The organism is Marinobacter santoriniensis NKSG1 (assembly GCF_000347775.1).
Classification (GTDB): Bacteria; Pseudomonadota; Gammaproteobacteria; order Pseudomonadales; family Oleiphilaceae; genus Marinobacter; species Marinobacter santoriniensis.
This window is the reverse complement of the sequence record NZ_APAT01000005.1, coordinates 183,230-207,752: the sequence shown is the minus strand read 5'-3', so window position 1 is coordinate 207,752 and position 24,523 is coordinate 183,230. Positions and strand designations below refer to the sequence as shown.

General features: G+C 59.7%; 27 protein-coding genes and 1 pseudogene. 11 read left to right on the top strand and 17 right to left on the bottom strand.

Annotation, left to right across the window (positions count from 1 at the left end; genetic code table 11):
- Positions 1 to 30: 30 nt before the first annotated feature.
- Genes MSNKSG1_RS01745 through MSNKSG1_RS01725 form a run of 5 tightly spaced genes read right to left on the bottom strand, consistent with a single transcriptional unit; the run spans position 31 to position 4,003 of the window.
- On the bottom strand, positions 31 to 1,599 hold the full coding sequence (locus tag MSNKSG1_RS01745; RefSeq protein ID WP_008937512.1) for a bifunctional GNAT family N-acetyltransferase/carbon-nitrogen hydrolase family protein: 1,569 nt from the start codon (positions 1,597 to 1,599) through the stop codon (positions 31 to 33).
- A 45-nt stretch (positions 1,600 to 1,644) separates the two neighbouring features.
- Positions 1,645 to 2,211 carry an RNA 2',3'-cyclic phosphodiesterase gene (gene thpR / locus MSNKSG1_RS01740; RefSeq protein WP_008937511.1) on the bottom strand — a complete coding sequence of 189 codons (567 nt, stop codon included), beginning with the start codon at positions 2,209 to 2,211 and terminating at the stop codon, positions 1,645 to 1,647.
- A 5-nt stretch (positions 2,212 to 2,216) separates the two neighbouring features.
- Positions 2,217 to 2,975, bottom strand: a complete 759-nt coding sequence (locus MSNKSG1_RS01735; protein ID WP_008937510.1) for an SDR family oxidoreductase — start codon at positions 2,973 to 2,975, stop codon at positions 2,217 to 2,219.
- Positions 2,972 to 3,643 carry an SDR family oxidoreductase gene (locus MSNKSG1_RS01730; protein WP_008937509.1) on the bottom strand — a complete coding sequence of 224 codons (672 nt, stop codon included), beginning with the start codon at positions 3,641 to 3,643 and terminating at the stop codon, positions 2,972 to 2,974. Before MSNKSG1_RS01730 ends, MSNKSG1_RS01735 begins: the two co-directional genes overlap by 4 nt.
- 42 nt (positions 3,644 to 3,685) lie before the next feature.
- A complete protein-coding gene (locus MSNKSG1_RS01725) occupies positions 3,686 to 4,003 on the bottom strand; it encodes a putative signal transducing protein (protein ID WP_008937508.1) in 318 nt (105 codons plus the stop codon).
- 94 nt (positions 4,004 to 4,097) lie between these two features.
- Between MSNKSG1_RS01725 and MSNKSG1_RS01720 the strand changes: the two genes are divergently transcribed.
- The 4 genes from MSNKSG1_RS01720 (at position 4,098) to MSNKSG1_RS01705 (ending at position 6,936) form a co-directional block, all read left to right on the top strand.
- Positions 4,098 to 5,216: an alpha/beta hydrolase gene (locus MSNKSG1_RS01720; protein WP_051067752.1), complete on the top strand. Its 1,119-nt coding sequence runs from the start codon at positions 4,098 to 4,100 to the stop codon at positions 5,214 to 5,216.
- A complete protein-coding gene (locus MSNKSG1_RS01715; protein ID WP_008937506.1) occupies positions 5,174 to 5,845 on the top strand; it encodes an SOS response-associated peptidase in 672 nt (223 codons plus the stop codon). The genes MSNKSG1_RS01720 and MSNKSG1_RS01715 overlap by 43 nt, the downstream gene beginning before the upstream one ends.
- A gap of 99 nt (positions 5,846 to 5,944) precedes the next feature.
- Positions 5,945 to 6,514, top strand: a complete 570-nt coding sequence (locus tag MSNKSG1_RS01710; protein ID WP_008937505.1) for a DJ-1/PfpI family protein — start codon at positions 5,945 to 5,947, stop codon at positions 6,512 to 6,514.
- A gap of 41 nt (positions 6,515 to 6,555) precedes the next feature.
- Positions 6,556 to 6,936, top strand: a complete 381-nt coding sequence (locus MSNKSG1_RS01705; RefSeq protein WP_008937504.1) for a ribbon-helix-helix domain-containing protein — start codon at positions 6,556 to 6,558, stop codon at positions 6,934 to 6,936.
- A 12-nt stretch (positions 6,937 to 6,948) separates the two neighbouring features.
- Here the strand turns inward: MSNKSG1_RS01705 and MSNKSG1_RS01700 are convergent, their stop codons facing one another.
- On the bottom strand, positions 6,949 to 7,554 hold the full coding sequence (locus MSNKSG1_RS01700) for a LysE/ArgO family amino acid transporter (RefSeq protein WP_008937503.1): 606 nt from the start codon (positions 7,552 to 7,554) through the stop codon (positions 6,949 to 6,951).
- Positions 7,555 to 7,642: 88 nt separating this feature from the next.
- Here MSNKSG1_RS01700 and MSNKSG1_RS01695 point away from each other — a divergent pair.
- A pseudogene (locus MSNKSG1_RS01695) lies at positions 7,643 to 8,521 on the top strand (LysR family transcriptional regulator ArgP).
- A 61-nt stretch (positions 8,522 to 8,582) separates the two neighbouring features.
- Positions 8,583 to 8,987, top strand: coding sequence for a DUF2721 domain-containing protein (locus tag MSNKSG1_RS01690; protein ID WP_008937502.1), 405 nt, complete (start codon positions 8,583 to 8,585; stop codon positions 8,985 to 8,987).
- 5 nt (positions 8,988 to 8,992) lie between these two features.
- Here the strand turns inward: MSNKSG1_RS01690 and MSNKSG1_RS01685 are convergent, their stop codons facing one another.
- Complete coding sequence (locus MSNKSG1_RS01685; RefSeq protein WP_008937501.1) at positions 8,993 to 9,589, bottom strand: CPBP family intramembrane glutamic endopeptidase; 597 nt, start codon at positions 9,587 to 9,589, stop codon at positions 8,993 to 8,995.
- A 3-nt stretch (positions 9,590 to 9,592) separates the two neighbouring features.
- A complete protein-coding gene (locus tag MSNKSG1_RS01680; RefSeq protein ID WP_008937500.1) occupies positions 9,593 to 10,447 on the bottom strand; it encodes a crotonase/enoyl-CoA hydratase family protein in 855 nt (284 codons plus the stop codon).
- Between the two features lie 59 nt (positions 10,448 to 10,506).
- Between MSNKSG1_RS01680 and MSNKSG1_RS01675 the strand changes: the two genes are divergently transcribed.
- Positions 10,507 to 11,511 carry a ribonuclease Z gene (locus MSNKSG1_RS01675; RefSeq protein ID WP_008937499.1) on the top strand — a complete coding sequence of 335 codons (1,005 nt, stop codon included), beginning with the start codon at positions 10,507 to 10,509 and terminating at the stop codon, positions 11,509 to 11,511.
- Here the strand turns inward: MSNKSG1_RS01675 and MSNKSG1_RS01670 are convergent.
- The gene (locus MSNKSG1_RS01670) at positions 11,438 to 11,767 is read right to left on the bottom strand and encodes an antibiotic biosynthesis monooxygenase family protein (RefSeq protein ID WP_008937498.1); all 330 of its coding nucleotides are present in this window, start codon (positions 11,765 to 11,767) and stop codon (positions 11,438 to 11,440) included. The two genes, MSNKSG1_RS01675 and MSNKSG1_RS01670, sit on opposite strands and share 74 nt — an antisense overlap.
- Before the next feature lie 121 nt (positions 11,768 to 11,888).
- Here MSNKSG1_RS01670 and MSNKSG1_RS01665 point away from each other — a divergent pair, with 121 nt between their 5' ends.
- Positions 11,889 to 15,590, top strand: coding sequence for a DUF1631 family protein (locus MSNKSG1_RS01665; protein WP_008937497.1), 3,702 nt, complete (start codon positions 11,889 to 11,891; stop codon positions 15,588 to 15,590).
- A gap of 127 nt (positions 15,591 to 15,717) precedes the next feature.
- On the top strand, positions 15,718 to 16,137 hold the full coding sequence (locus tag MSNKSG1_RS01660; protein ID WP_008937496.1) for a universal stress protein: 420 nt from the start codon (positions 15,718 to 15,720) through the stop codon (positions 16,135 to 16,137).
- 62 nt (positions 16,138 to 16,199) lie between these two features.
- Here the strand turns inward: MSNKSG1_RS01660 and hmpA are convergent, their stop codons facing one another.
- Positions 16,200 to 17,375, bottom strand: coding sequence for an NO-inducible flavohemoprotein (hmpA, locus tag MSNKSG1_RS01655; protein ID WP_008937495.1), 1,176 nt, complete (start codon positions 17,373 to 17,375; stop codon positions 16,200 to 16,202).
- 151 nt (positions 17,376 to 17,526) lie between these two features.
- Between hmpA and norR the strand changes: the two genes are divergently transcribed.
- Entirely contained in the window at positions 17,527 to 19,089 is a 1,563-nt protein-coding gene (norR, locus tag MSNKSG1_RS01650) for a nitric oxide reductase transcriptional regulator NorR (protein ID WP_040886518.1), read from the top strand.
- On the opposite strand, the gene MSNKSG1_RS01645 is transcribed toward norR, so the two are convergent.
- Genes MSNKSG1_RS01645 through MSNKSG1_RS01635 form a run of 3 tightly spaced genes read right to left on the bottom strand, consistent with a single transcriptional unit; the run spans position 19,076 to position 20,923 of the window.
- Positions 19,076 to 19,927 carry a DUF6544 family protein gene (locus tag MSNKSG1_RS01645; protein WP_008937493.1) on the bottom strand — a complete coding sequence of 284 codons (852 nt, stop codon included), beginning with the start codon at positions 19,925 to 19,927 and terminating at the stop codon, positions 19,076 to 19,078. The genes norR and MSNKSG1_RS01645 overlap by 14 nt on opposite strands.
- Positions 19,928 to 19,963: 36 nt before the next feature.
- Entirely contained in the window at positions 19,964 to 20,428 is a 465-nt protein-coding gene (locus tag MSNKSG1_RS01640) for a MaoC family dehydratase (RefSeq protein ID WP_040886548.1), read from the bottom strand.
- Positions 20,429 to 20,467: 39 nt separating this feature from the next.
- Positions 20,468 to 20,923, bottom strand: a complete 456-nt coding sequence (locus MSNKSG1_RS01635; RefSeq protein ID WP_008937491.1) for a CopD family protein — start codon at positions 20,921 to 20,923, stop codon at positions 20,468 to 20,470.
- A 121-nt stretch (positions 20,924 to 21,044) separates the two neighbouring features.
- On the opposite strand from MSNKSG1_RS01635, the gene MSNKSG1_RS01630 reads away from it, so the two are divergent.
- Positions 21,045 to 21,866: a M90 family metallopeptidase gene (locus MSNKSG1_RS01630; protein WP_008937490.1), complete on the top strand. Its 822-nt coding sequence runs from the start codon at positions 21,045 to 21,047 to the stop codon at positions 21,864 to 21,866.
- On the opposite strand, the gene MSNKSG1_RS01625 is transcribed toward MSNKSG1_RS01630, so the two are convergent.
- From MSNKSG1_RS01625 to MSNKSG1_RS01610, 4 genes are all read right to left on the bottom strand, one after another.
- Positions 21,863 to 22,096 carry a hypothetical protein gene (locus tag MSNKSG1_RS01625; protein ID WP_008937489.1) on the bottom strand — a complete coding sequence of 78 codons (234 nt, stop codon included), beginning with the start codon at positions 22,094 to 22,096 and terminating at the stop codon, positions 21,863 to 21,865. The two genes, MSNKSG1_RS01630 and MSNKSG1_RS01625, sit on opposite strands and share 4 nt — an antisense overlap.
- A gap of 4 nt (positions 22,097 to 22,100) precedes the next feature.
- Positions 22,101 to 22,808, bottom strand: a complete 708-nt coding sequence (locus tag MSNKSG1_RS01620) for an NAD(P)-dependent oxidoreductase (RefSeq protein ID WP_008937488.1) — start codon at positions 22,806 to 22,808, stop codon at positions 22,101 to 22,103.
- Positions 22,809 to 22,862: 54 nt separating this feature from the next.
- Complete coding sequence (locus MSNKSG1_RS01615) at positions 22,863 to 23,489, bottom strand: NAD(P)H-dependent oxidoreductase (RefSeq protein ID WP_008937487.1); 627 nt, start codon at positions 23,487 to 23,489, stop codon at positions 22,863 to 22,865.
- A gap of 126 nt (positions 23,490 to 23,615) precedes the next feature.
- A complete protein-coding gene (locus MSNKSG1_RS01610; RefSeq protein ID WP_008937486.1) occupies positions 23,616 to 24,512 on the bottom strand; it encodes a LysR family transcriptional regulator in 897 nt (298 codons plus the stop codon).
- Positions 24,513 to 24,523: the final 11 nt, after the last annotated feature.

The following is a 24,523-nucleotide window of genomic DNA, read 5'->3' as shown; positions in this document are numbered from 1 at the left end:
CAGAGACAGGGTTCAAGTACCAGTCAGGCCTCACTCCCCGCGCCAGTTGACGGAATAGAGATCGTGCCGGCGGTCCTGCAGGTTTTTCACCGTTCCACTGTTCCTTGCGGTGATCAGGGTTTCCGGCCTGAGGTCGGCAAACGCCACGGTTTCAACGTTCGCTTCCGTATCGGCGGCAATACCATCCCGGGCAAAGGGAAAATCACAGGGTGTGAGGATACAGCTCTGGCCGTACTGGATTTCCATGTTGGGCACGTTGGGCAGGTTCCCCACGTTGCCGGAGAGCACGACATAGATCTGGTTCTCCACCGCCCGGGCCTGGCAGCAATAACGGACCCTCAGGTAACTCTGGCGCTCATCCGTGCAGAAAGGCACGAACAGAATACTGACACCCTGATCAACCAGGTGCCGGGCCAGCTCCGGGAATTCCGCGTCATAACAGATCAGAACGCCAATGGGGCCGCAGTCGGTATCGATGGCATTGACCCGGTTGCCGCCCCGAACGTTCCACCAGTAGGCTTCATTAGGTGTGGGATGGATTTTTGGCTGGGTGAACACCTGACCATCGCGGAGAAAGACGTGGGCCATGTTGCGGATGGTGCCATCGTCCTCACGGACCGGCGTGGAGCCCGCGACGATATTGATATTGTGGCGTAGTGCCAGGTCCCGCATGAGTTCCCGGTACCGGTCGGCATAGTGGGCCACCGCCGCAAACGTCTCTGCCGGGCTGCCCTTCCGGGCTTCGATGGACAGCAACTGGAGCGTAAACAGTTCCGGAAACACCACGAAGTCGCCCTTGTAGGTCGCCACCACGTCCACGAAATACCGGACGATTTCGGCAAACTCATCAAACGATGCCACCGGCCGCTGCTGGTACTGAACGGTCCCGATACGCACCGTATCCGGAATTCGCTGGCCGTAACGCTTGCGTTTGCCGGCATCGCCGTTCTGGGGGACTTTCGGATTGCGCCAGACAAGATGAATGCCGTACCCCATGGAGTCGTGATCCGCATCCAGGTAATGGGGAATGATATCGTGGACCTCGAACCCCTGGTGCAACTGGAACGACAGGACCGGATCCCTCTGTTCCTTGGCCTTGATCGCTTCCACGTAGGCTTCGATGGAGCCGAACTTCTTAAGCCGCTGGCGCAGGGTCGGCAGACGCCCGGCAAACACCACCCCTTGCAGGTTCAAGCGCTGGCACAACTGCTTGCGCTCGTTGTACAGGCGCTCACCAATACGGTAGCCCCGGCATTCGGGATCCACACACACTTCCATCCCATAGAGCCAGTCCCCCTCCGGGTCATGCCGGGAGGCATAGCCATTGCCGGTGATGGACGTCCAATCGTGACGTAACAGGGCAACCTCACCACCGATCCGGAACGTGGCGCAGTAACCCACCACCGTATCGCCAAGCATCGCGACGAACTGCCCTTCCGGGAAGGTGTTGATCTGCCCGGTGAGCGGACCTTTGGTGTAGCCATACATGCCGGTCCCTTCATAAACCCGCCGGCTCAGGTCAATGATGCCCGGAATATCGGCAAGGGTGGCATTGCGGACGAACAGGCGTTGATCCGGATCGGAAAAAGGTGGACACATACGAACCTCAAGACAGGCTCCGGCAGGCGCACCGGTATGCGATCATCATTGGCCGGAGGGATCGGTTTCGTCAAGCGAGGGCGTGAGGGGAAAGCGATCAAGCACGGTATATACTGACCCACCGGCGCCCTGCGTACTCTCGTAGAGCACGAATTCGGTCACTGCCATGGCACCAAAACCGGTGCTTCCATGGGCGTCGAGCAGGGAGGCGACCGAGCCGGCATTCCTTCGAAAACGCGACACGGTAATGTGCGGCCGGAATCGGCGCTTCTCCTGGGCGAATCCCGCGCCGGACAGGCTGTCAGTCAGCCGTTCGTGGAGTTCGATCACCGGATGCTCTGGGCTAATCCCCGCCCAGAGGTTACGGGGATGGTCCGGCTTTCCGAACACTCCCAGCCCCTGAACTCTCAGTTCGAAGGCGGGTGCCGTTACCCTGCAGGCGGCTCGACGAAGAGTCTCCAGGCCCGCGTCATCCACACTGCCGATAAACGCCAGTGTGAGGTGCAGCTGGTGCCGGCCCTGCCAGCGCGCTCCATTAATATCCGTTTGCACAGCCAGAAGCCGCTGTTTGACCGAAAACGGCACCTCAAGACCAAAAAACACCCGGCGCACGAGCGTCAGTCCTGATAGATCATTTTTCGGGTCATACCACCATCCGCCACGATATTCTGGCCGGTAATGAAGGCGGCCGCGTCCGACAGCAGAAATTCCGCCAGCCCGGCAATGTCACGGGGTTCCCCGACACGACCAGCGGGATGTTGTTGGTGATCGGCAGCCGATAAAGGCGAGACCGGCTCCGACTCCCGCTGCCAGGCCCGGGTATCAATCCACCCCGGACTGATGCTGTTCACCCGGATGTCCGGCCCCAGACTCATCGCCAGCGCGTGTGTCAGGGCCACAATACCGCCCTTGGTGGCCGCATAGGCTTCGGTATCCGGTTCCGACTGAAGCGCTCGCGTCGACGCCATGTTGACGATGCTGCCCCGACTCTGACGCAGATGGGGCACAGCGTGTTTGGTGACCAGGAACGGGCCGGTGAGATTCACATCCAGTCGCCGTTGCCAGTCCGCCAGCGACAGCGATTCGATGGGCCCTGTTTCCGGGTCGGCAATGCCAGCGTTATTGATCACACCGTTCAGGCGGCCTTTCCAGGCAAGGGTGGCCCGCAGCAGGGCCCTGACGTCTTCCTCCTGAGACACATCCGCGTAGACAAACCTGACGTTCTCGCCGCAGGCTTCCTGCAACGCCTCGCCCTGCTCCCGGTCTGTGTCGCAGAACACCACGAACCGGTCCCGGTCGGCAAAATGCTTCACCAGCCCGCGGCCAATGCCGCGGGCGCCGCCGGTAATCAGTATCAGTTCCCCGGATTCGTTCACCACGGTAACGCCTCGCCGTTGCTGTGCCAGAAGGAACCGGTGTTTTCCAGGGAAAGGTTTTCAATGCGTGCGGCCAGCCCTTTGGCCGATTCCTCGGGCGTGATCAGGCCTCCGAAATTGACCATGCGGGTCTTCACGTAGCCGGGATGAAGCTGGGCCACGGCGATGCCCCGTGGCCTGAGATCCATGGCCAGGGATCGGCCAAAGGCATTCAGCGCGGCTTTCGACGCCCGGTAACCGTAGCGACCGCCGGAGTCGTTATCGGCGATGGAACCCATCCGACTGGTGATGTTGGCGATCTTGCCGCCCTCCCCCATCTGGGGCACGAGTGCCTCGGCCACCCGCAGCGGTGCGTAGGCGTTGATTTCCATCTGCTTACGGATCGAATCGAAGTCAATCGACCCCAGCTCTTCGTCCTGCAGGAGACCGGCATTGTTGATCAGCAACCCGACGGTTTTTCCGGACAATCCGGCAAGCAGCGTCTCGATGCCGGAGTCGGTGGTGACATCCACGCCTTCAATCACCTGGGCCGCTATCTCATTGAGTTCCTCGGAGGACTGCCGGCAAACGCCAACCACCTCGCACCCCTCGCGGGCGTAATGACGGGCCAATTCCAGCCCCACGCCCCGGTTTGCACCGGTCACAACTACCACACCGGATATGGACATGCTTCCCTCCGTTTTCAGATTCAGGTTGATGCGTTCGCAGTTTCAATCCATGCGGATCAGGAGCCAGACAATCACGATGAGTGCCAACAGGAACCAGCGGGCGTAACGGTCCGGCTTGTCCTCCCTGGCTGTTGTGATTCTACTTGTGGGGCGATCCCCCTCATATTCAAGGACCAGTTCCCGGGCGCGGTAGAAATCATCATCGGCGACGTGGACGTTGCTGAAACCGGCCGTGCCAATCTCACCCAGGGCGCCCTGCAGATAGTGGCCACCAACGTGTGTCTCGATGCCATGGGCCTCAAGAAAACCCGCCACGATGTGGGCCTCGGTGATATCCCTGGCCCGGTAAGCAATTTGCAAAGCTCCACTCCTTCTGTGACATTCAGGGGCAGCGCTTGTGAAGCGACGCGGTTATGATTTCAGCATAGCCCCTAAAACTGGATACGGAAGAATGATGCTCTGGATTGCTGTCCTGCTGCTGGCACTCGTGCTCATGGTGATCGCCGCTACGGCTCTGCTGTTTCGTACCGAGGATCTGTCCCACCTGGACAGTACCGATTACCCGGTTCGCGAAGCCACACCCAACGACGGACACCAACAGGTACTCGGTCGCCTTCGAGAGCTGGGCGAGGCCTCGCGAGGCCTTAAAGGCAAGGCCAGGCTGATGGCTTTGCGCCGCCATATGGATGGGCTCAGCGAAGGCATTACACTGGCTTCGGAATTCCGGCACAACGACGAGCCCCGCGGCGAATGGGTCCTGGCGCCGGGCGTGGATTCACGCCGCCGGGTGCTCTACATCCATGGCGGTGCCTGGGCCGCCGGGAGCCCCCGGAGTCACCGGGCCATCACCGATGCATTCTCGCGTCTGGCCAATGCCGCCGTGTTCGCCGTGGACTACCGCCTGATGCCGGAGCACCGTTATATGGATGGCGTCCGGGACTGTCGGAAAGCCTACACCTGGATGCTCGACAACGGTCCCGATGGCCACGAACGAGCCGACTTTGTCGTAGTGGCCGGCGACTCTGCCGGCGGCAGCCACACCCTGGGACTGCTTGCCTGGGTCCGCGACAATGGTATCCGGCAGGCGGACGCTGCCGTGGCCCTGTCCCCATCGACCGACCTGACCCTGACTGCGCCGAGCAACCGGGACAATATCCAGACGGATCCGCTGCTTGGGCCGGTGTTTGGCGGGCTGGCCAAAGTTCCCTTGCCCGTTATCTGGTGGGGCACGCTGGCCGCCTTCCGGGTGTCGCCCACCAATCCGGTCGCCTCGCCGTTGCGGGGCAGCCTCGCGAATCTCCCGCCCACGCTGATACACGTGAGCGCGTCCGAGATGCTGCTGGATAATGCCCGGCGGTATGCCGCCAAAGCCGCTTCAGAAGGCTCGAAAGTGACACTCCATACCTGGCCGGGCATGGTCCATGTCTGGCATATTTTTACCGACCTTCTCCCCGAAGCCAACGATGCCTTCGAGGATATCCAGGCGTTTCTCGAAGACCTGGAGTCCCATAGAACCGAGCAGACAGCCCCATGTGTGGACGATTCAGCTTCTACACCCCGCCCGACAGCCTGATCGCCCGGTATTTTCCGGAGGGTATGGAGGTGGATGGTCACTTCGAGGCCCGCTACAACATTACGCCAGGCGGCGGTATCGCCATGATCCGGATGAGCCTGAATGGTTCGCCGGTGATGGCCCACTCCCACTGGGGATTCCGACCTGCCTGGGCCGGAGACAAAGCGCCCGCTCCCATCAATGCCCGTGCGGAAACCGTCGCACGTTCCCGGTACTTCCGGGAGGCGTTCTCCCATCACCGCTGCCTGATCCCCGCCAACGGCTGGTTCGAGTGGCAGGTAACCCGGGATGGGAAAACGCCCTACTACGTGACACCGAAGGATCCCGAGCAGAATGCGCTGATCTTTTTTGCCGGTCTGTGGACGCCAAGAGAGGGCGATGAGACCAGCACCTGCGCCATCATCACCGAGCCAGCCCATGGCGATCTCAGACACATCCATGAACGGCAACCGGTGGTGCTGGACCCGGGCAGCCTCAAACAGTGGCTGAACCCGGAGCTGACCGACCGGGAGGACATCCGGAGGGCAACACAGCGGTTACCCGCGGCACAACTTGAAGCATTTCCGGTTTCGACCGACGTCAACAATCCGCGCCATGATAGCCCCGAGATCCTTCGCCGAGCCGGGTAGTAACCCTTTACTACCCACCCTTTGCCCGGTGCTGCTACCTTCTTGAGTCTGGACGAAGCACTTCCAAAAGCGTGTTCCGATAACGACAGGGAGAACAGCATGAGTGGCAAGAAAATCCTGATGATCACCGGTGACTTCACCGAAGACTATGAAACCATGGTCCCGTTCCAGGCCCTGCAGGCCGTTGGCCATACCGTCCATGCCGTATGCCCGGACAAAAAGGCCGGAGATACGGTGGCGACCGCCATCCACGATTTCGAGGGCGACCAGACCTACACCGAAAAGCCGGGCCATCGCTTCGCGCTGAATGCCGATTTCGCGTCGACGGATCCGGCGGACTATGATGCCCTGCTGATTCCGGGTGGCCGCGCTCCGGAATACCTGCGCCTGAACGAGCAGGTCCAGAGCATGGTGCGTCATTTCTTCGAGACCGATAAACCGGTGGCCGCGATTTGTCACGGCGCGCAGATCCTCGCGGCGGCAAATGTACTCAAAGACCGCAAATGCTCGGCCTATCCGGCCTGCCAGCCAGAGGTGGAACTGGCAGGCGGCCGCTTTGCCGGAATCGATGTTGATCAGGCGGTCACCGATGGTAATCTGGTAACGGCGCCGGCATGGCCTGCCCATCCGGCCTGGCTTTCCCAGTTCTTCAAACTGCTCGATCGCTGATCGGCCAGTGCCAGCACACCTGGCGTAAGGAGGGATATCCCGTGTGCAAGCTCTTCATCAGTGCCAGCCCGGACCTGTGGAGCAGCAAGACTCATTCCTTACGGATCGATGGCATGGTGACCAGCGTCCGGATGGAAAACGCGTTCTGGCAGGTACTGGAAGAGCTGGCACACCGGGATGGCATGAACCTTCCGCAAATGATCACCCGGCTTTACCACGAATCCATCGATGCCGGGCACGATCTCGGCAACTTCACCTCGTTCCTGAGAGTCTGTGCCATGCGGTACCTGGCGCTTCAGCTCAGTGGAGACATCCCCCGCGATACCCGTGTGCCCATTGCCGCCCTGGACGCCGAACGGATTCTGGAGAAAACGCCGGATGGTGGACTGCCAATGGCCAGGACCGGCAAGTCGACACACTAGCCGAGGCCCCGCTCAGAGCCCTCCAACCGCAAGCTGAATGGCAATCACTGCCATGATAACGCCAATCAGGGCATCAATGACTCGCCAGGCCATCGGCCGTGACAGTATCGGGGCCAGGGCCGATCCCCCCCAGGCGAGTGCACCAAACCAGAGAATCGAAGCGCTGCTGGCCCCCGCGACAAAACTGGGTGCATCGTCCTGTTGAGCCCCCACGGCCGGAATCAGCAGCAGAGTGTCCAGGTACACCTGTGGATTGAGAAGGGTGACGGCCAGTGTCGTAAACAGCACACCTTTCAGGCTCCGGCGGGTGACCTCACCGGCCTCCAGAGCGGCCCGGCCACGACCGGCCCTGACCAGGGCCTGAAGCGCCAGCCAACCAAGGAACACCACCCCCAGCCACCGCAAGAGTGCGAGCGCCTGGGGCATGGCCATCAGCGCGGCACTGACCCCGAACATGCCCAGGGTAAACAGGATTACATCGGAGGCCATGCACAAACCGGCAGACCACCAGTGGTGTTCCCGGCGAATGGCCTGGCTCAGTACATAGGCGTTCTGGGCACCGATCGCGACGATAATGCCACCGCACACCACCAGTCCGGTCAGATAGCTTTCAAGCACGCTCACTCTCCTCAGAAAACTGACGCAAGCATACCCGGGCGCCGCTATACTTGAAATTCATACTCGTTATATTGCATCAGATTTACTTATGATCGATTACAAGCTGCTCGAGGCATTGGCGACCGTGGTCGAGTGCGGAGGTTTCGAGCGTGCCGGGGATTCCCTGGGGCTCAGCCAGTCCGCCATTTCCCAGAGAATCCGGACACTGGAGATCCGGCTCGGGCAACCAGTACTCGTTCGCAGCCCGGCCCTGAAAGCCACACCAGCCGGGCAACGGCTGCTCAACCACGTGCAGCAGGTGCAGTTACTGGAGCGGGATCTGGCCAGATCTCTGCCGACCCTCGACCAACCCTCTGCCAGGCTGCGTATCGCCCTGAACGCGGACAGCCTGGCGACCTAGTGGGCGAACGCCATCGGTGAATTCTGCCGGGAGGAGGGATTGCTGCTGGATCTGGTCATTGAAGACCAGGATATCGGTCTGCGCCGGATGCGCGAAGGCGATGTCGCCGCCTGCCTGTGCAGCAGTCCGCAACCGGTGGCGGGTGCCCGCTGCGTGCCCATGGGCTCCATGACCTATCTGCCGCTGGCGACCCCGGCGTATATCAATCGCTTCTTTCCCGATGGCTTAACCGACCACGCGCTCCGGGAAGCGCCGGCCATTGTGTTCGGCCCCAACGATCAGTTGCAGCATCGTTTTCTGGCCCAGTCTGGCTTCCTTGGCCCGTTCCCCCATCACCTTTGCCCGTCCTCCGAAGGCTTTGTAAAACTGGCGACGGCAGGCATGGGCTATGGAATGATCCCGGAAATCCAGGTGCAGACGGAACTGAAGGCAGGCATTCTGGCGGGCATCGCGCCCGGCAAGCACCTTGAGGTACAACTTTACTGGCACTTCTGGCGTCACAGCGGAGGCGCCATGGACCGCCTGACCCAGACGCTGGTCTCCGGAAACCGTCTCGTGCCATCCTGAGACGGTTTATCCCCGACCAACATGATCAGCAACGCCACAACACACTCGAAAGGACGATCTTTTGGACCTGACAACCCCTGCCCTGCTTTTCCCCGCCATTTCCCTGCTATTGCTGGCCTATACCAACCGATTCCTGGTACTCGCGCAGCTGATCCGGCAACTGAAGCAGATGGATTCGGAAGAAGATCACACCCTGATTGCGCGTCAGATCGGAATGTTGCGCAAACGGATCGTCCTCACCAAGCGTATGCAGGCCTTCGGTGTGCTCAGTTTTTTCCTGTGCACCATGTCGATGTTCCTGCTGTTTCTGGGGTTTGAAATGCCCGGCATCGTGGCGTTTGGCATCAGCCTGGTTCTGCTTTCCCTGTCACTGCTTTATTCACTCTACGAAATCCAGATTTCCACCAATGCCATTAACGTGGAACTGTCCAGTTTCGAGGCGAGGAAAGGCGCGAGCCGGCAATAACAGGCTCAGCGTGGGCCGGACAACTTGACGCCAAACCAGTGAGGAAAACGCAGCAGGCAATACAGTGCGAGCATGTCATACAGGGCGTGCCAGAGCATGACGAGCCCCAGACTGCCGGAAAGCTGATAGCCGGTACCCAGCACCAGGCCGAGCCCCGTGGCCACCAGAAAATACGTAAACGACACGTAGTGCACCAGGCCAAACAGCACCGATGCGGCAATCACCGCCGTCCAGGGGTCCGTGTGCTGGACCAGCCATCCCTGGGCCGCCCCCCGGAACAGCAGTTCCTCGCCAACGCCCGCGAGCACGGACAGGGCGACCAGGACAGGCCAGGGAAAACTGCGAGCAAAGTTGTACAGCCCCTGCATCTGGCGATCCAGGTTGTCGGGAAACAACCCGGGTATCTGGGTGATTAACAGCAACGCCAGGTAGGTGGCGACGGCGCCGAGCCCGCCATACAGAAGCACCTCCAGACCGCCAAGACCCTGCCACTGAACGGGAATATCAATCAGCCATATGGCGATCAGACCCACGACACCGATACCGCCCTGAAACACCAGGGCGGCCCGGGTCGAGATGGATGAACTGCGTCTTCGGCGCATACCTTACTGGCTGAACAGGTCTTTTACCGGAAACAGGTCATCGTACTCCGGTGTCTGCTTTTGCGCCTTCGCCTGGAAGCTCTTCATCATGTCGGTCGGACGGAACATACCGGACTGCCAGGTGGCCATGTACTTGAGGCTGTCCTCCACCGAGTGATCCCGGGAGAAGTGGATCATTTCCTTGCAGCCGGTGACCGCCAGCGGCGAGTTGGCGGCGATCTGCGCGGCAATGGCCATCACGCCCTCAATCATCGCTTCCTGACTGTCATAGACGGAATTGACGAATCCGAGCCGATGAGCCTCATCCGCCCCGAACTTACGGCCGGTGTAGGCCAGCTCCCTCACGACGCCTTCGGGCATGAGTTTCGGAAGACGCTGCAGGGTACCCACATCCGCGGTCATACCCAGCTCGGTTTCCTTGATGGTGAAGTAGGCATCGCTGGTGCAGTAACGGCTGTCGGCGGCACATACCAGATCCAGCGCACCACCAATGCAGCCGCCGTGAACCGCTGCGAGTACCGGCAAACGGACCCGCTCCAGGGAGGTCAACGTATCCTGAAGCTGGAGTACGACACGACGCAGGTTCTCGGCCATGCGCCCCGGATCGCCGCTCATGGGAACGGATTTCGGATCGGTGAAGACGCCCAGATCCATGCCGGCGGAAAAATGCTTGCCAGTGGAGGAGATGACGATCACCCTCGCATCAGTGTTCGCCTCAATGTCCTGCATGCACCGGGGCAGCTCCAGCCAGAACGCCTTATTCATGGTGTTCAGGGCTTCAGGCCGGCTAAACTGCACATGGGCGATGTAGTCCTTTACCTCAACATTGAAACTCTCGTAGTGGGCTAGCTCAGACAAGACACGACTCCTTGGTTCGTTTTAACGAGTGCCCATACGTTACCCCGAAAAGGCAGCTCATGGAATTCACCTTCCTCGGAACCTCCGCCGGCACCCCGACAAAAGCCCGGAATGTGACCGGACTGGCACTGATGCACGGCAAGCCCCGGCACTGGTATCTCGTTGATTGCGGCGAGGGCACCCAGCACAGGCTGCTGCATACCCGCCATTCGGTGATGAAGCTTCAGGCCATTTTCATCACCCACTGCCATGGCGATCACACGTTTGGTCTGCCGGGGCTGCTCACCAGCGCCTCCATGCTGGGCCGTTCCGAACCACTGTTCCTGGTTGCCCCAAGGCCGGTCAGGGACTTCGTGGAAACGGCCCTGGCCAACAGTGACTCGAGTCTGAGTTACGAGCTCAAATACATCGACTCAGAAGCTCCGGATTTCCAATGGGAAGACGAGGCCATCGCTGTCAGTGCCACGGCGCTCTCCCACCGCGTCTCGTGCCGGGCTTTCGCGTTTACCGAGAAAAATCGGGAGCGGCAACTGCTGACCGACAGACTGGAAGCCGATGGCATTGAACCGGGACCGGTCTGGGGCGAGTTACAGAGGGGACGGGATGCCCTCCTCGAGGATGGACGGGTGGTTCGCAGTGACACCTATACCACGGTCACTCGACCCGCGAGGAAGATTGTCGTAGGCGGCGACAACGACACACCGGATCTGCTGAAAACGCTCTGTACCGACGCTCAGGTCCTGATTCACGAAGCCACCTATACCCAGGCCATTGCGGACAAGGTGGGACCCTGGCCCCAGCACAGCTCCGCCCCAAGCGTTGCCCGGTTTGCAGAGAATGCCGGGCTCGCCCACCTTGTACTGACCCATTTCAGTTCCCGCTACCAGTTAAGCCGGGGTGCCTACCCCAATATCGACGAGATTGAATTGGAAGCCAGAGAGCGTTACCGCGGCCAGCTGATCCTTGCCCGGGATCTCGCCACCTACCGGCTCAATCGCGATCTGACCCTTGAGGCGGTGGCATCACCACCCACTCAGGATCCTCGAACTCCCCGAGCGGAGTGATCTCCACGAACGGCGCCGCGCTGCGGATGATTTCCGTGATCCTGGGGTCCTTATGCGCTTCCATGGCGTCCCGCGCCGCCTTGCTCTCCCAGGAGGCAATTGCGATGAGTACACCCGGCTCACCAATTTTCCGGTGGAGCTCGGTTCCCCGTGCTCCCGGGGCCTGTTGAATCAGCTCGCTGGCGCGCACCCAGGCCTCGGCATAGTCTTCCGCGGTATATCCTTCCCTGATCCGAACTTCAAAAATGAATTTCATAGACACCTCACATATGTCGCCTTTATAGGTGTACAATCCGCCGCTTTTTTGCCAAATTAAAAGACTGAAACTAGATTCAAAGAGTCCAAATTTCAGCTGCTCAGGAAGGCGGTAAACCGGTTTGCAACACGACACCAGACATCAGGATGCCCTTCTCGTCACGCCCGGACTGATACCAACCGGCTGTACGCTGCATTCGTTGACCCTAGCATCTTCAACGCTGGAATGCGTCGTCGAGAACCTGCGTTCTCCGGCCGTCGCCGACCATCTTTCAACGCACCGTGAAACCAACGCACACCTGTACCTGTTTCCCGAGGATGCAGTGGAAGGCCGTGCTGTTCGACTCCGGGGTCGCATCGAAGCGTTGTCCGGCCCGTCTTTCCGGTTCCAGCACGAATCCGACACCGACATCGCGGAGCAGACCGTCACAACCGGGACAGGGGTTCCCCGACTGAATGACGCCTCAACGATAAAGGCCACCCGATCCCTCTACCGAAAGCACTGCGACCGGCTTCTGGGGAGACTGATTCCGGAATTCGTGGAAACTGCCCTCGCAGCCATCGAAACCGAGCAGGAGGCAGCGGCCGAGCTTCGCGAAATCACCCGTCTCAAGGATATGCGTTTCATTCTGCAGAGCCGGCAGCCGCGGATCGCCGAGGATTTTGTCGGTCGGTTCCGGGCCAACACCCTGGTGCTCGAGACAAGTACTCCGGATGGCGAGGAAAGCCAGCAACTCGAGCTGATACAGCAGCACGTATTCGAGGACTGGCTGGATCTGCAAATGGTAGCCAGGCGCTTTGACCAGGCTTACCACAATGAGCTGTTCGCTCTCCATCAATTGCTGGGCCAGGTGTTCGGCGTCGATCTCGACGACCGGACCAATCCACTGTCGCCCCTGGCTCTCTGTCAGTGCCTTCAATACACCATCGACAGGCTGCGCCTCGGCGGAGACGGCCGCAGACTTCTGTATGCAGCGTTTGAGGATGCTCTGGCGGACCTTTGGCCGGCCGCGATAACCTCTCTCATTGGAGACCTCAACCGAGCCGGGTTCCGGTTTCTCTCGCTCGACCAGATGCCACCAAACTGGTCACTCCGTGAATCAAGGAACGAGCAAAAAGCACCCCCGCCATCGCAGGCACCGGAGAAGGCGCCGTCCTCTCCGGAGCAACATGCAAGGCCTGCCAACGGCATCGGCTCAGGTAGCAATGTTCTTGAACTGCTGGAAATGACTCACGATCCGGAACGGCCCCGGGGCTCTGCATCGGTCAATCCCCTGGCCTTCCAGAAAACCATCCGGGCCAGACGACAGCAACTGACCCAGCGGCTTATGGAGCCGGACAACGGCCTGAGCAAGGTTCTGGAAGAGTTGGTCAGCGACGACCCCGACCTGAAGGGCCATCTGGATCACGCAACCCGCAGCAAAGCCAGGATTGTCGATACACTGTTTGACCCGATCAGAGACCACAACGAGCTGGCACCATCAGTCCGTGAACAGCTCACACGATTGCAGGTTCCGATCTTCGAGTCCCTGCTGTCCAGCACTGACCTGCTGGATGATGAGCAGCATCCAGCCCGTGAAATGCTGAACGCACTCTCGGAACTCTGTCTGACGGACCGCGGCACCGCCAAACGGCTGGAAAGCACACTGGTCAGTATTCTTGAAGATCTGACCGATGTGAGCGACCCGGAGTCGCCGACGTTCCAGAAAGCAGAGTCCCGGCTCAAAGGGCTGGTTCACCAGCAGAACCAGTCATTTCTGCGCAATTCGGAACGTCTGGCACAAACCCTCGACGGCAAGGAGCGCCTCCGTAAAACCCGGCAAGACGTGCAGCGCCGACTGAACGAGACGCTCGGCGGAGGGCAGGTGCCGGAGGTACTGCTGAACCTTCTTGGCTCAGGCTGGGAACAGGTCATGGTCCTTTCCGCACTTCGCGATGGCCGCGACAGCCAGCACTTCCAGGCCCTGCGGGAGACCGTCGAACAGCTTCAGGACTGGCTTGCCCCCACCGAGACGCAGTCCGGGGACCACACTGTGGCCCAGGACCTCGAGAGCGGCGTCATGCTCCGATACATTGAACGGGAACTGGCAACCGGGGGCATGACGACCGGCACCCAGAGTATTCTGGCGGATCTGGAAAAACAGTTATCCGGTACGGAACCGGTGACACTGGTCCGGCTGGACCATTACGGCGGCAGTGATACGGTGCCACTGGACATCATGCCGCAGACTGCACAAGACACTCGCTGGGCTCAGAGAGCGCGGGGATTAAAGGTCGGCGACTGGGTCGAGCTGACGTCCGATGGCGGCGAGCCGCGCCGGATGCGCCTGATATGGAGCAATGAGGACGCACTGAGATTCGTTTTCCTCTCCCCGAAGGGGATGACCGAGACCGGTTATGACCTTCCCGAATTCGCTGCAAAGCTGGCGGCCGGTGAAGCCTGGCTGATTGACGAACAGCCGCCTTCATACGTGGAACAACGCCTCTTTCACATTGTTGAAGACGTCTACAAGAAACTGAACGCCCAGGTCATCCACGATGCGCTCACCGGCTGCCTGCACCGTCATGATTTCGAAAAGCGGCTGCAGCTCCTGCTCAATGCCCGGAACAACGATGCCCCACACACCCTGATGATCGTCGACATTGACGAATTCAGCGTTATCAATGCCTCCTACGGAGCCAGTGCCGGGGACAATACGCTCAGGAGAACCGGCAAATACCTCATTGGACGCAGCCGCGACACCTTTGGCGATACCGCCGTTGGCCGTATCGGCGGCAACGAGTTTGCCCTGCTCCTGGAAGAGCTTTCCCTGGACGGCAGTCTCGACCTGGCCGAATCCATCCGGAGGGATTTCGAACAGTTCGACTTCGACCACAACGGTAACCGGTTCAGTGCGACGGTATCGATCGCCCTGCTGCCCATCGGCGACAACAGCGTTGACGCCGGAGACCTGCTCAATCAGGGCAGCCTGGCCGTTAAATCTGCCAAGCACCCAGGCGGTAACCGGATTGAAGTCGCCAGACACACCACATCCGCAGCTGCCGATAAAACCATGACCCGATGGGTATCCGAGATCGACCGCTCGCTGCAGGAGGGAAATCTGTATCTCCGGGCGCAACCCATCGTTCCGGTGAGCACCGATCCGGCGGCCGGCCGGAAGTACGAACTGCTGCTGGGCCTGAAGGACAGCAACGGTGTTGAAATATCACCGCAGGGTTACATCGAGGCGGCGGAGCAGTTTCACCGAAGCACCAAGGTGGATCTCTGGGTGGTCAACGAAGTGCTCGCCTGGATGCGTCAGAATCCGGAAACATTGCAAGGCATCGACACGCTGAACGTCAACCTGTCCGGAAAATCCCTGAGCAACGACACTTTCATGCTGGGCCTGGAATCCAGCCTGAAAGCCAATGCCGATCTGGCCGGCAAACTCTGCTTTGAAGTCACCGAAACCGCGGCCGTCGCCAATCTTCACTTCGCGGCGGATTTCATGCGCGAACTGAAACGCCTGAACTGCCGGTTTGCTCTGGATGATTTCGGTACCGGCCTTTCCTCCTATGCCTACCTGCACAAATTGCCGGTGGACTACATCAAGATCGACGGCACCTTCATTCGGGACATCGCCTCCAATCTCACCAATTACGCGCTCGTTCGCTCCATCAACGAACTGGGCCACTTCCTGGATGTCGAAACCATTGCCGAGTACGTCGAGGACATGGAAATCATGGACACGCTGCGGGAGATCCAGGTGGACTATGCCCAGGGCTTCGGCATTGCAAAACCACGACCGCTGAGCAACCTGACGCCAAAACCAGGCCAGCACTGAAGCGCGCACCGGTTGTGTGAGATCAACGGAACCGCAGAAAACCTTGGCAGAAGTGGCCTTCCAATGCCACGCTGAAAGAACAAGCGACATTTTTCATGTTCTTAACCAGTCAGGGAGGAAGCGAATCATGTACCACAAGATTCTGGTCCCCGTGGATTTGTCACACCTGGACAAAATGCCGAAGGCGCTCGATACCGCCATTGATATGGCCAGGCATTACGGCGCCAAACTCTGCTACGTGACAGTCACCAACACGCCTCCGGGCGCTGCGGCGCACAGCCCGGAAGAGCTGGCGTCGAAAATGGATGAGTTTGCCCAGGAGCAAGGTAAGGCCCACGGCATCAAGACCGAAGCAAAGGTGCTGCATTCGGCGGATACCGCAGTCGAGCTGGATGACAAGCTTCTGGATGCGATCAAGGACACTGGTGCCGACCTGGTCATCATGGCCTCTCACCCGCCGGGCATCGGCGACTGGCTCCACCTGCTGCGCTCGAACGGCGCCAACATCGTCAAGCACAGCGATGTGTCCGTGTTTGTCGTACGTTAAGTCAGGCCCCTCCGGCTCCACGCCTGGCACACCTTTCCGGGTGTGCCAGGCGGGCTCTTCAATCAGCTCAGGGACTGCAGCGGTCCGAAGAACTCATAGTGAATCTGACGGGGAGGAATAGCCAGCTCGTTCAGATTCTGGAAGCAGGCCTGCATGAACGGCCTGGGCCCCAGGAAATACACGTCCACGTTACGATCCTCCGGCAGCAGGCTGGCCAGACGATCCCTGTCGAAGAAGCCGGTTGTCTGGTTCGCGTCGTCCGGCAGCGGATCGCTGTAGCAGACGGTCACCCGCAGATTGTCGTGAGCCTGCTCAAGCTCGGCGAGCCTGTCCCGGAAAGCCTGAACCTTGCTGTTACGGGCACCGTGCAGGAAGTGCACTTCGCGACCGAGTTCCAGTGCCGGTTCCAGCATGGCCAGGGTCGGGGTTATGCCCACACCACCGCTGAGCAGAACCAGTGGCCGCTCGCTGTCTTTCAATACGAAATCACCGGCAGGCGCGGTCATCTGCACCCGGTCCCCCTCATTCAGACGATCATGCAGGAAGTTGGACGCCACGCCGTCAGGCTCTCGCTTTACGCTGATCCGGTAGTACGGGCGCCCCGGGCGGTTCGACAGTGAGTAGTTGCGACGCACCTGCTGGCCGTCGATCTCGAGCACCAGACCGATGTACTGACCTGGCTGGAAATCGGCCACGGAGCCGCCATCCGCAGGCTCGAAATAGAACGAGACGATCTCCTCGCTCTCAGCAACCTTGCGGGCAAGAACAAAAGTGCGCTCGCCACGCCAACCGCCCTGTTTGGCTTCATTCTCCTGATAGCGCCCTTCCTCGGCCGAGATCAGAATATCCGCCAGTTGCTGGTAAGCCTCGCCCCAGGCTGCCAGCACCTCCTCGGTGGCGGCATCGCCCAGGACCTGTTTGACGGCCGCCAGCAGACATTCACCGACGATGGGATAGTGCTCCGGCTGAATGTTCAGTGACACATGTTTGTTGACGATCAGGGATACCGCATCACCAAGCGCTTCAAGGCGGTCCAGGTTGCGGGCATACGCAACGACCGCATTGGCCAGCGCCCGGCGCTGGGTCCCTTCGGCCTGATGGGTCTGGTTGAAGTAGGCTTTCACCTCCGGATAGCGCTCGAACATCAACGGGTAGAACACATCGGTAATGTCGTTGGCGTGGGCCTCCACGGCGGGCAGGGTGGCATCAATAATGGACCGGCTTTCGGGTGACAGCATTCGCGTCTCCTTTGAGTGATAAAAACAACGCGCCACCGGGTAGGCATGATCTATGCCATCTCCAAGTCCTTGATTTAAGTTATTTTCGATAGTGAAGATGTTACCGTGACAACACCCTGAATCGTGTCTTTTAGACAACCTCGATGTTTTTATGACAACACCTTCCTTTACCGAGATGGTCCTCGGAATTCTTGCCGACCTGTCCCGGGATATGCCGCCAAGACAACGTTACGCTCGCCTGCTACAGGCGCTGAGACGAGCGTTTCCCTGCGATGCCGCTGCCCTGCTCCGCCTGGAGGGACAGCAGCTCCGGCCTCTGGCGGTGTCCGGACTCAGCGACGACACCCTCGGACGTCGCTTCGAGGTGGAAGACCATCCCCGGCTGGCCCGCATTCTGCTCAGCCGGGAACCGGTCCGCTTCCCGGCGGATTCCGACCTGCCCGACCCCTACGACGGCCTGGTGGAGAACCTCGAAGGCGCCATCCATGTGCACGACTGTCTTGGCCTCTCCCTCTACCTGGACGACGTACCCTGGGGTGTGATGACCCTGGATGCACTGCAACCCGATACCTTCAACGATCTTGATCCCATTCGCCTGCGAACCTTCATGCGGCTGGCGGAGGCGACCATCCGGATCGCCAACCTGATTGATACCCTGAAGGCCCGTGCGGAACGCGAGCAGATGGTCGCCAGAACCCTGGTGGCGGAGCAGGTGAAACACGAAATGCTGGGCCGCAGCGCCGCCATCGAAACCGTTCGCCGCGAGACACGGGTGGTTGCCGATTCAGATCTGACCGTCCTGATTACCGGCGAAACCGGGGTGGGAAAGGAACTGGTTGCACGCCAGATTCATCACCTCTCCCGACGACACGCGAAGCCGATTGTTTACGTCAACTGTGCCGCTTTGCCCGAAAACCTGGTGGAAAGCGAGCTTTTCGGCCACGCCAAAGGCGCCTTTTCAGACGCAACCTCGGACCGGGCCGGCAAGTTCGAACTGGCCCATGGCGGGACGCTGTTTCTGGATGAGATCGGCGAGCTGCCGATGTCTGCACAACCGAAACTTCTCCGGGCACTACAGAGTGGAGAAATCCAGAGGGTTGGCAGCGATGCGTTCCTTCAGCTGGACGTCCGCATCATTGCCGCCACTAACCGGGATCTGAAGAGGGCCGTGGCGAATGGGCGCTTCCGCGCAGATCTGTACCACAGGCTCGGGGTTTATCCGATTGATGTCCCTCCCCTGCGAAACAGGGAACGGGACGTCCTGATCCTGGCCGGGCATTTCCTGGAACAGAACCGGCGCCGGTTCGGCCTCCAGGGGATCCGGCTCTCATCAACGGCGCAACAGGCCCTCATGGCCTATGACTGGCCAGGCAATGTCAGGGAGCTGGAGCACCTGATCAGCCGATCGGTTCTCCGGACACGAGCCGCCGCAACATCCAGGGATGACGCGGCCGTCCTCACGATCACCCGGAGCACGTTGGATCTCGGGGCAAGTGACAGACTTCAACCAGAAGCGCCGCCACCCTCCTCCAGCCAAGCACCGGGTATTGGCAATCTCTCCCTGAGGGAAGCGACTGATCAGTTCCAGATCAATATGATTCGCGAGGCAATGGCCCGAAACGATGGCAACCAGGCCGCCGCCGCAAGGGCCCTGGGTGTCGACCGGGGGAATTTCAGCCGCCTGATACGACGGCTCGGGCTTACTCATCGATGAGCGGATGAAAGCGAATTTCCCGGACATCCGCTACAAAGAACGGAAAATACCGGTCCGTCCCGAAGAAATTCCCGGCCTCGACATGATGGGGAAGCCGGAACCCTTCAACTTCCCTGAAGGCCGACAGGTAACCGCCAAACGGCTGCCAGCGATACGATCGCTCCGGGTTGGCATTGCTCCAGCGATCAAACCGGACCTGCATGGGCTGGCCATCCGGCGCCACGGTGACATCCACCGACTGGGAAAGCCCCTGGTGGCGGACGGTCACCCGTGCGGTATCGACATCCACCAGCTCCCATTGGACGTTCGGTCCGGGTAGCACGGCGGCAGGCGTCCAGAACACCGCCTCCCCCACGTATCGACCGAACGCCGACAGAGCGTGATCAGCCGTGCCCCCCATGCGCGCTACCGGCAGCAAACCCATGAGCCAGAATCGGGTCCAACGGTCGCTGTCCGATCCGGAAATCCTCATCAGCCCCCGGCGGGCGTTCATAGCCCAGAGGAATCCGGTCGGCATTGAGAGGATCTGTCGTGCAGACATGGTCAGGTAGTCGGGTTTATCCCGGCTGCCCATGCCGAATTTCCCGGTCATGGTGAGGCTGGCAACGGTGAACAGTCGCGTCCCCGGTTTGATCGTATAGAGGAAATAGCGTCGAGCGGGCTCCGGAAGATGCGAAACCATGGCCGGATCAAACCGGGCCGGATCCCTCGGCTGTGCTTTGGCCAGTTCGCAGACAGCGCGGGCTTCAGAGCGCCGCTCGGCAAACCGCAACGCAGCGAGCCCTCCGGATACGCTCAGGAGTAGGAGCAGAAAGCAGAGGAGAATGAGTTCCAGCATGACATTCCCTGTGCGAAACGAATAGGAATCCGAAAATCAGTTGCCTTCTTCCCGATCCCGGTCAGTGGCTGACAGCCATTGTCGCTCTGTGGCACCTGGCAGGATGCCCGTGAGCCAAGCTTCTATGACCGTCTCACCATGCTGGTTCGACAGAACCGCTTCCGCCCGCGCCCGGTTGCGCTCATCCACGTCGGTAATCGTGAAGACGCAGGCAATCGTGTCACCGAAATAGACCGGACGCCGGAAACGGAAGTTCATTCCGGACGCCAGCCAGCCAATCTCGCCACCCACTTCGGTGATCATGCCACCCACCAGCAATCCGTGACAGATACGGCCCCGCATCTGCTTCATCCTGGCAAATTCATCGCTGTAATGCACCGGGTTCCGGTCCTGACTGACATCGCCAAATGCCAGCGTGTCCTGCTCGGTGAACGTCCGGGAAATGGTGAACGAATCCCCTGTTTTCAGCCCGGAACCGGCTCGCTTTCGGATGTCAGAGATCAATGGTCTGCCCCGGTGCGATGGGTGTGGCGGCGAGGCCTACAGATAGCGACCTGCGGCACCAATCACAACAACAATCAGGCCAAGAACCAGGTTAACAGCCACAAGCTTTCGGATCTGGCCGACCTGGCGAGCACCTTCCTGCGGATCCTGATTGGCCACGGCCTTTTTCAAGCGGCTGAAAGGCGCAAAATAGACATGGAAGAACAGCAGCATCATGACAATGCCCAGCCCCTGCATGGCGTGAATGTGCCAGCCAGCGCCAGCCATGCCGCCGAAAAAGTTGAAGATCATCCAGTAGCCCGTGACCAGCAACAGAACGATCGCCAGCCAGACCCATTTGAAGAACCGGGACAGGGTGTGACACCACAGCACGCCTCTCTGGGACGCATCGATCACTTCCACCACCGCCGGTCGCATGGCCATGTAGGCGTAAAACATACCGCCCACCCAGATCACGGCGGACAGAACGTGCAGTGCGATTGCAAGGCTCATCAAGCAACTCCCAATGGTTTTTCAACAAATTTGATCCGACAGACGGCACACCCGTTCCTGCCGGAGATCGTGGATTCCGGTATGATCATTCCACAAACCGCCGTGTGTGAACAGGAACGTTATGTCCTCAGCCCTGACCTTTGCCCTTTTTTCCATCGTTCTGATCGCGGCATCCGTGTTCTATCTGTTTTTCTACCGTAGCTGGCGCCGGAACCGGGAACTCGAACAGGCATTTCCCGAACGCTGGCGCACACTCCTCAGAGAGCAGGTGCCCTACTACAGCCGGTTGCGCCCGGAACAGCGTGAACCGTTTGAACAACGGGTGCAGCTGTTTCTGTCCGAGAAAGAGTTTTATGGCTGTGGCGGATTCGATGTGGACGAGCGGGTTCGTCTGACGGTCGCAGGCCATGCCTGCCTGCTCATCCTGACGCGCCCTTTCTCCTATTACGATGATATCCGGAGCATTCTGGTGTATCCGGATGTGTATCGCGTAAGGCACGCCTGGGAGCATGGCATGATCGTTCACGAAAGCGAGGAAATCCGGGCCGGAGAGGCGTCAAGCCATGGTCAGGTGGTCCTGGCATGGAGCCAGTGCGAGCAGGCGGCTAACAACCACCACAGCCCCCACAACGTGATCCTCCACGAGTTCGCCCACCAGCTGGACTACCTGGACGGTTCGGCTGATGGCGCGCCGCCACTGAGCGGGGAACAGGCCCGGCATTGGCAACAGACCATGAGCCGGGCCTATGAGAACCTTCAGAACACCATTGAGCACCACCACAAACCGTGGCTCGACCCATATGGCGCCACCGAACCGGCCGAGTTTTTCGCGGTGCTCACCGAAGCCTTTTTCCAGCAACCGGACCACCTGCACAGGGAGCAGGCAAACGTGTACGAAGCACTGAGAGACTATTACCGGCTTGATCCGCTCAACGCCCGTTAGCGGCCATCGCCTTTGACACCCAGCCGGTCCAGATAAAGGTGCAGTTCCTCTTCACTGATGTTCACGTACTCCAGCACCCGTCCGTACAGCATGACCGTCGGTACGTTACGACCATTGAGCTCTTTCTGGGTCTCGTTCAGCACGTAGAGAATGATCCGCTCCGTTCGGGTCAGACCGTCCCGGACATCGGGGATGGCTTCCAGAACGGCATCAAGGTGATGATCTTTCACAGATTCAGTTGCTCCCTTGTCCGGCAGGGCATGAGGCACCGTGGGCCAGGGCCGAGGCCGTCTGGCAACCGACGATGGCCGGCGCTTCATGAATCAGTTGGTCGTTTTCCAGGGTGTCCACCATAAACAAAGCAAAATCCACACGGCGCGTCCGGTTACTTTCAAGGATCGGATCTCCCACATGGCGGCTCCAGACCGGCAGCCCCTGACTGTCGCCCTCTTCAAGATCGCTGCCGCGAACCACCGTCCATCGGGTCTCGCTGGCAAACACCCGGCGGCAGGCTTCCTCCTGGTCACTCAGGTCGGCAAAGCGCGTTGCCCGCGCCACCCAACCGAAGATCCTCAGGAAGGCCCGGAACGTCCAGGAGTAGACATCCTTGCCATCACGGCTGATGTGCCACCCACACGAGAACACCAGTCGCGCGCCAGGTTCCGCGTAATCCAGAACGGCCTGGGCGGTGCCGGTCGCGTATTGCTCGACACCCCAGGGCACCAGCACGGTTAATACACCATCGCAACCGGCGACTGCGCGACGGATGACCTCCCGGTCATTGGTCGCTCCGGGCACCAGGGTCAAGCGACCCCGGAATTCATCCAGCTTGCCCACACTCTGTTCGCGACAGACGCCGACCACCTCATATCCCTTTTCCAACGCCTGCCGAACCATGTATTTACCCAGTTTCCCGGAGGCACCGACAATACAAACCTTCATTATGGTGATTCCCTTCTGTCTGCTTCCCGTTCGGAACCCGGCCTGCGGTACTGCTTACAACCGAATGACCATGTCAGCGTCATCGAACCGCACCTTGGCCAGACTGGCGCTGAGATCCCGGGGACTTCGACGTCCCAGAGCCACGATCGCCGAGGTCTCAAGTCCCAACTCGGTCAATCCCAAGACCCGGTCATAGGCCCGATGATCGAAGCCGGTCATCGGACAACTGTCAATTCTGAGCACGGCGGCGGCCGTCAACAGGGTCCCGAGTGCAATATACACCTGCTGATGCGCCCATTCCCGTTTTTCCCGGCTCGCCTTCCCGGCCAGGGCCTTCTTCATGTGCTCGGCATAACCGGCGATATCGTCATAGGGCACCCTTCTGACCTCCATATACTGATCGACATAGCGATCGACCGTGACATCTCCGATCTCCGTCTGGGCGGCCAGAACGACAAGATGGGAACAATCCAGCACTTTCTGCTGACCATAGGAATGGGGCAACAGATTCTTCCGTACCGATTCGGATTCAATCACGATCAGCCGATAGGGTTGCAGGCCATAGGAAGAAGCACTCTTGCGCGTTGCGCCAATGAGCGCATCAACGGTTTGGCTGTCGAGTTTCTCGGGTGAAAATTCCCGGACGGCATATCGCCAGTCCAGGGCTGCCTGTATGTTCATAAACAATCTCCGATGTTGGAGATGCCAATCTATGAAATCGCACAACCCTGTAAAACCATGCGGAAAGAAGGAGACTTTTTCAGATCCGGAAACAATCACTGACCGCAGGCCGGGATCGATGGCCGTTCACTCCCAGTAGGGCCGGCTTCCCAGGTACTCATCCAGGTGTTCCACCAGCATTCTGACTTTACTTGACTGCATCCGCCCGGGCGGGAACAACGCAAATATGGTGTAGCTCTTGGGAGGGTATTCGGTAAGTAACGGAATCAGTCTCTGGCTATCAATATCCTGCTGAACGAGAAATCGCGGTAACAATCCCACGCCAAGACCACTCAGCAGGCTCTGGCGGATGGCGAGACTGCTGTCCGTTCGGTAGTTTCCGCTCACCACTACCGTTTCTTCTCCCAGCTCCCATTGATTGGGCCGGTCATGAAGCGCATACACCAGACAATTGTGCTGGGCGAGATCCGCCGGTGAGGCAATGTCCGGAGCATTTACCAGGTAGTCTGGCGAAGCGCAGACAACGTTTCGGGATTGTCGGAGCGGTCTGGCGCGCAAACTTGAATCCGAGAGTTGGTTTCGCACCCGTATCGCGATATCAACACCCTGCTCCACCAGATCCACCACCCGGTCATTGAACTGCACGTCGATCCGGATTTTCGGGTGTTTCCGCAGAAAGTCGTCGATGGCCTCAGTGATGTGGGTCAGACCGAACGACATGGGCACGTTGATCCGTATCGATCCACGCAATTCCGACTGAAGCCCCCTGGCTTCCAGTTCTGCGTCTTCAAGGCCATCCAGTAAAGCCTGGGTGCGCTCCAGAAAGACCATCCCCGCATCGGTCAGATTCATGCGACGGGTGGTGCGATTGATCAACCGGGTTTCAATATCCCTTTCCAGAAATGCGATGTGCTTGCTGACGGTCGCAGCGGTGATCTCAAGATCGTCGGCAGCCCTGGTGAAACTTCCCAACTCAGCGACTCTCCGAAAAATCCTCATGGCAACCAGCTTGTCCGTGGCCAATCCTCTCTCCT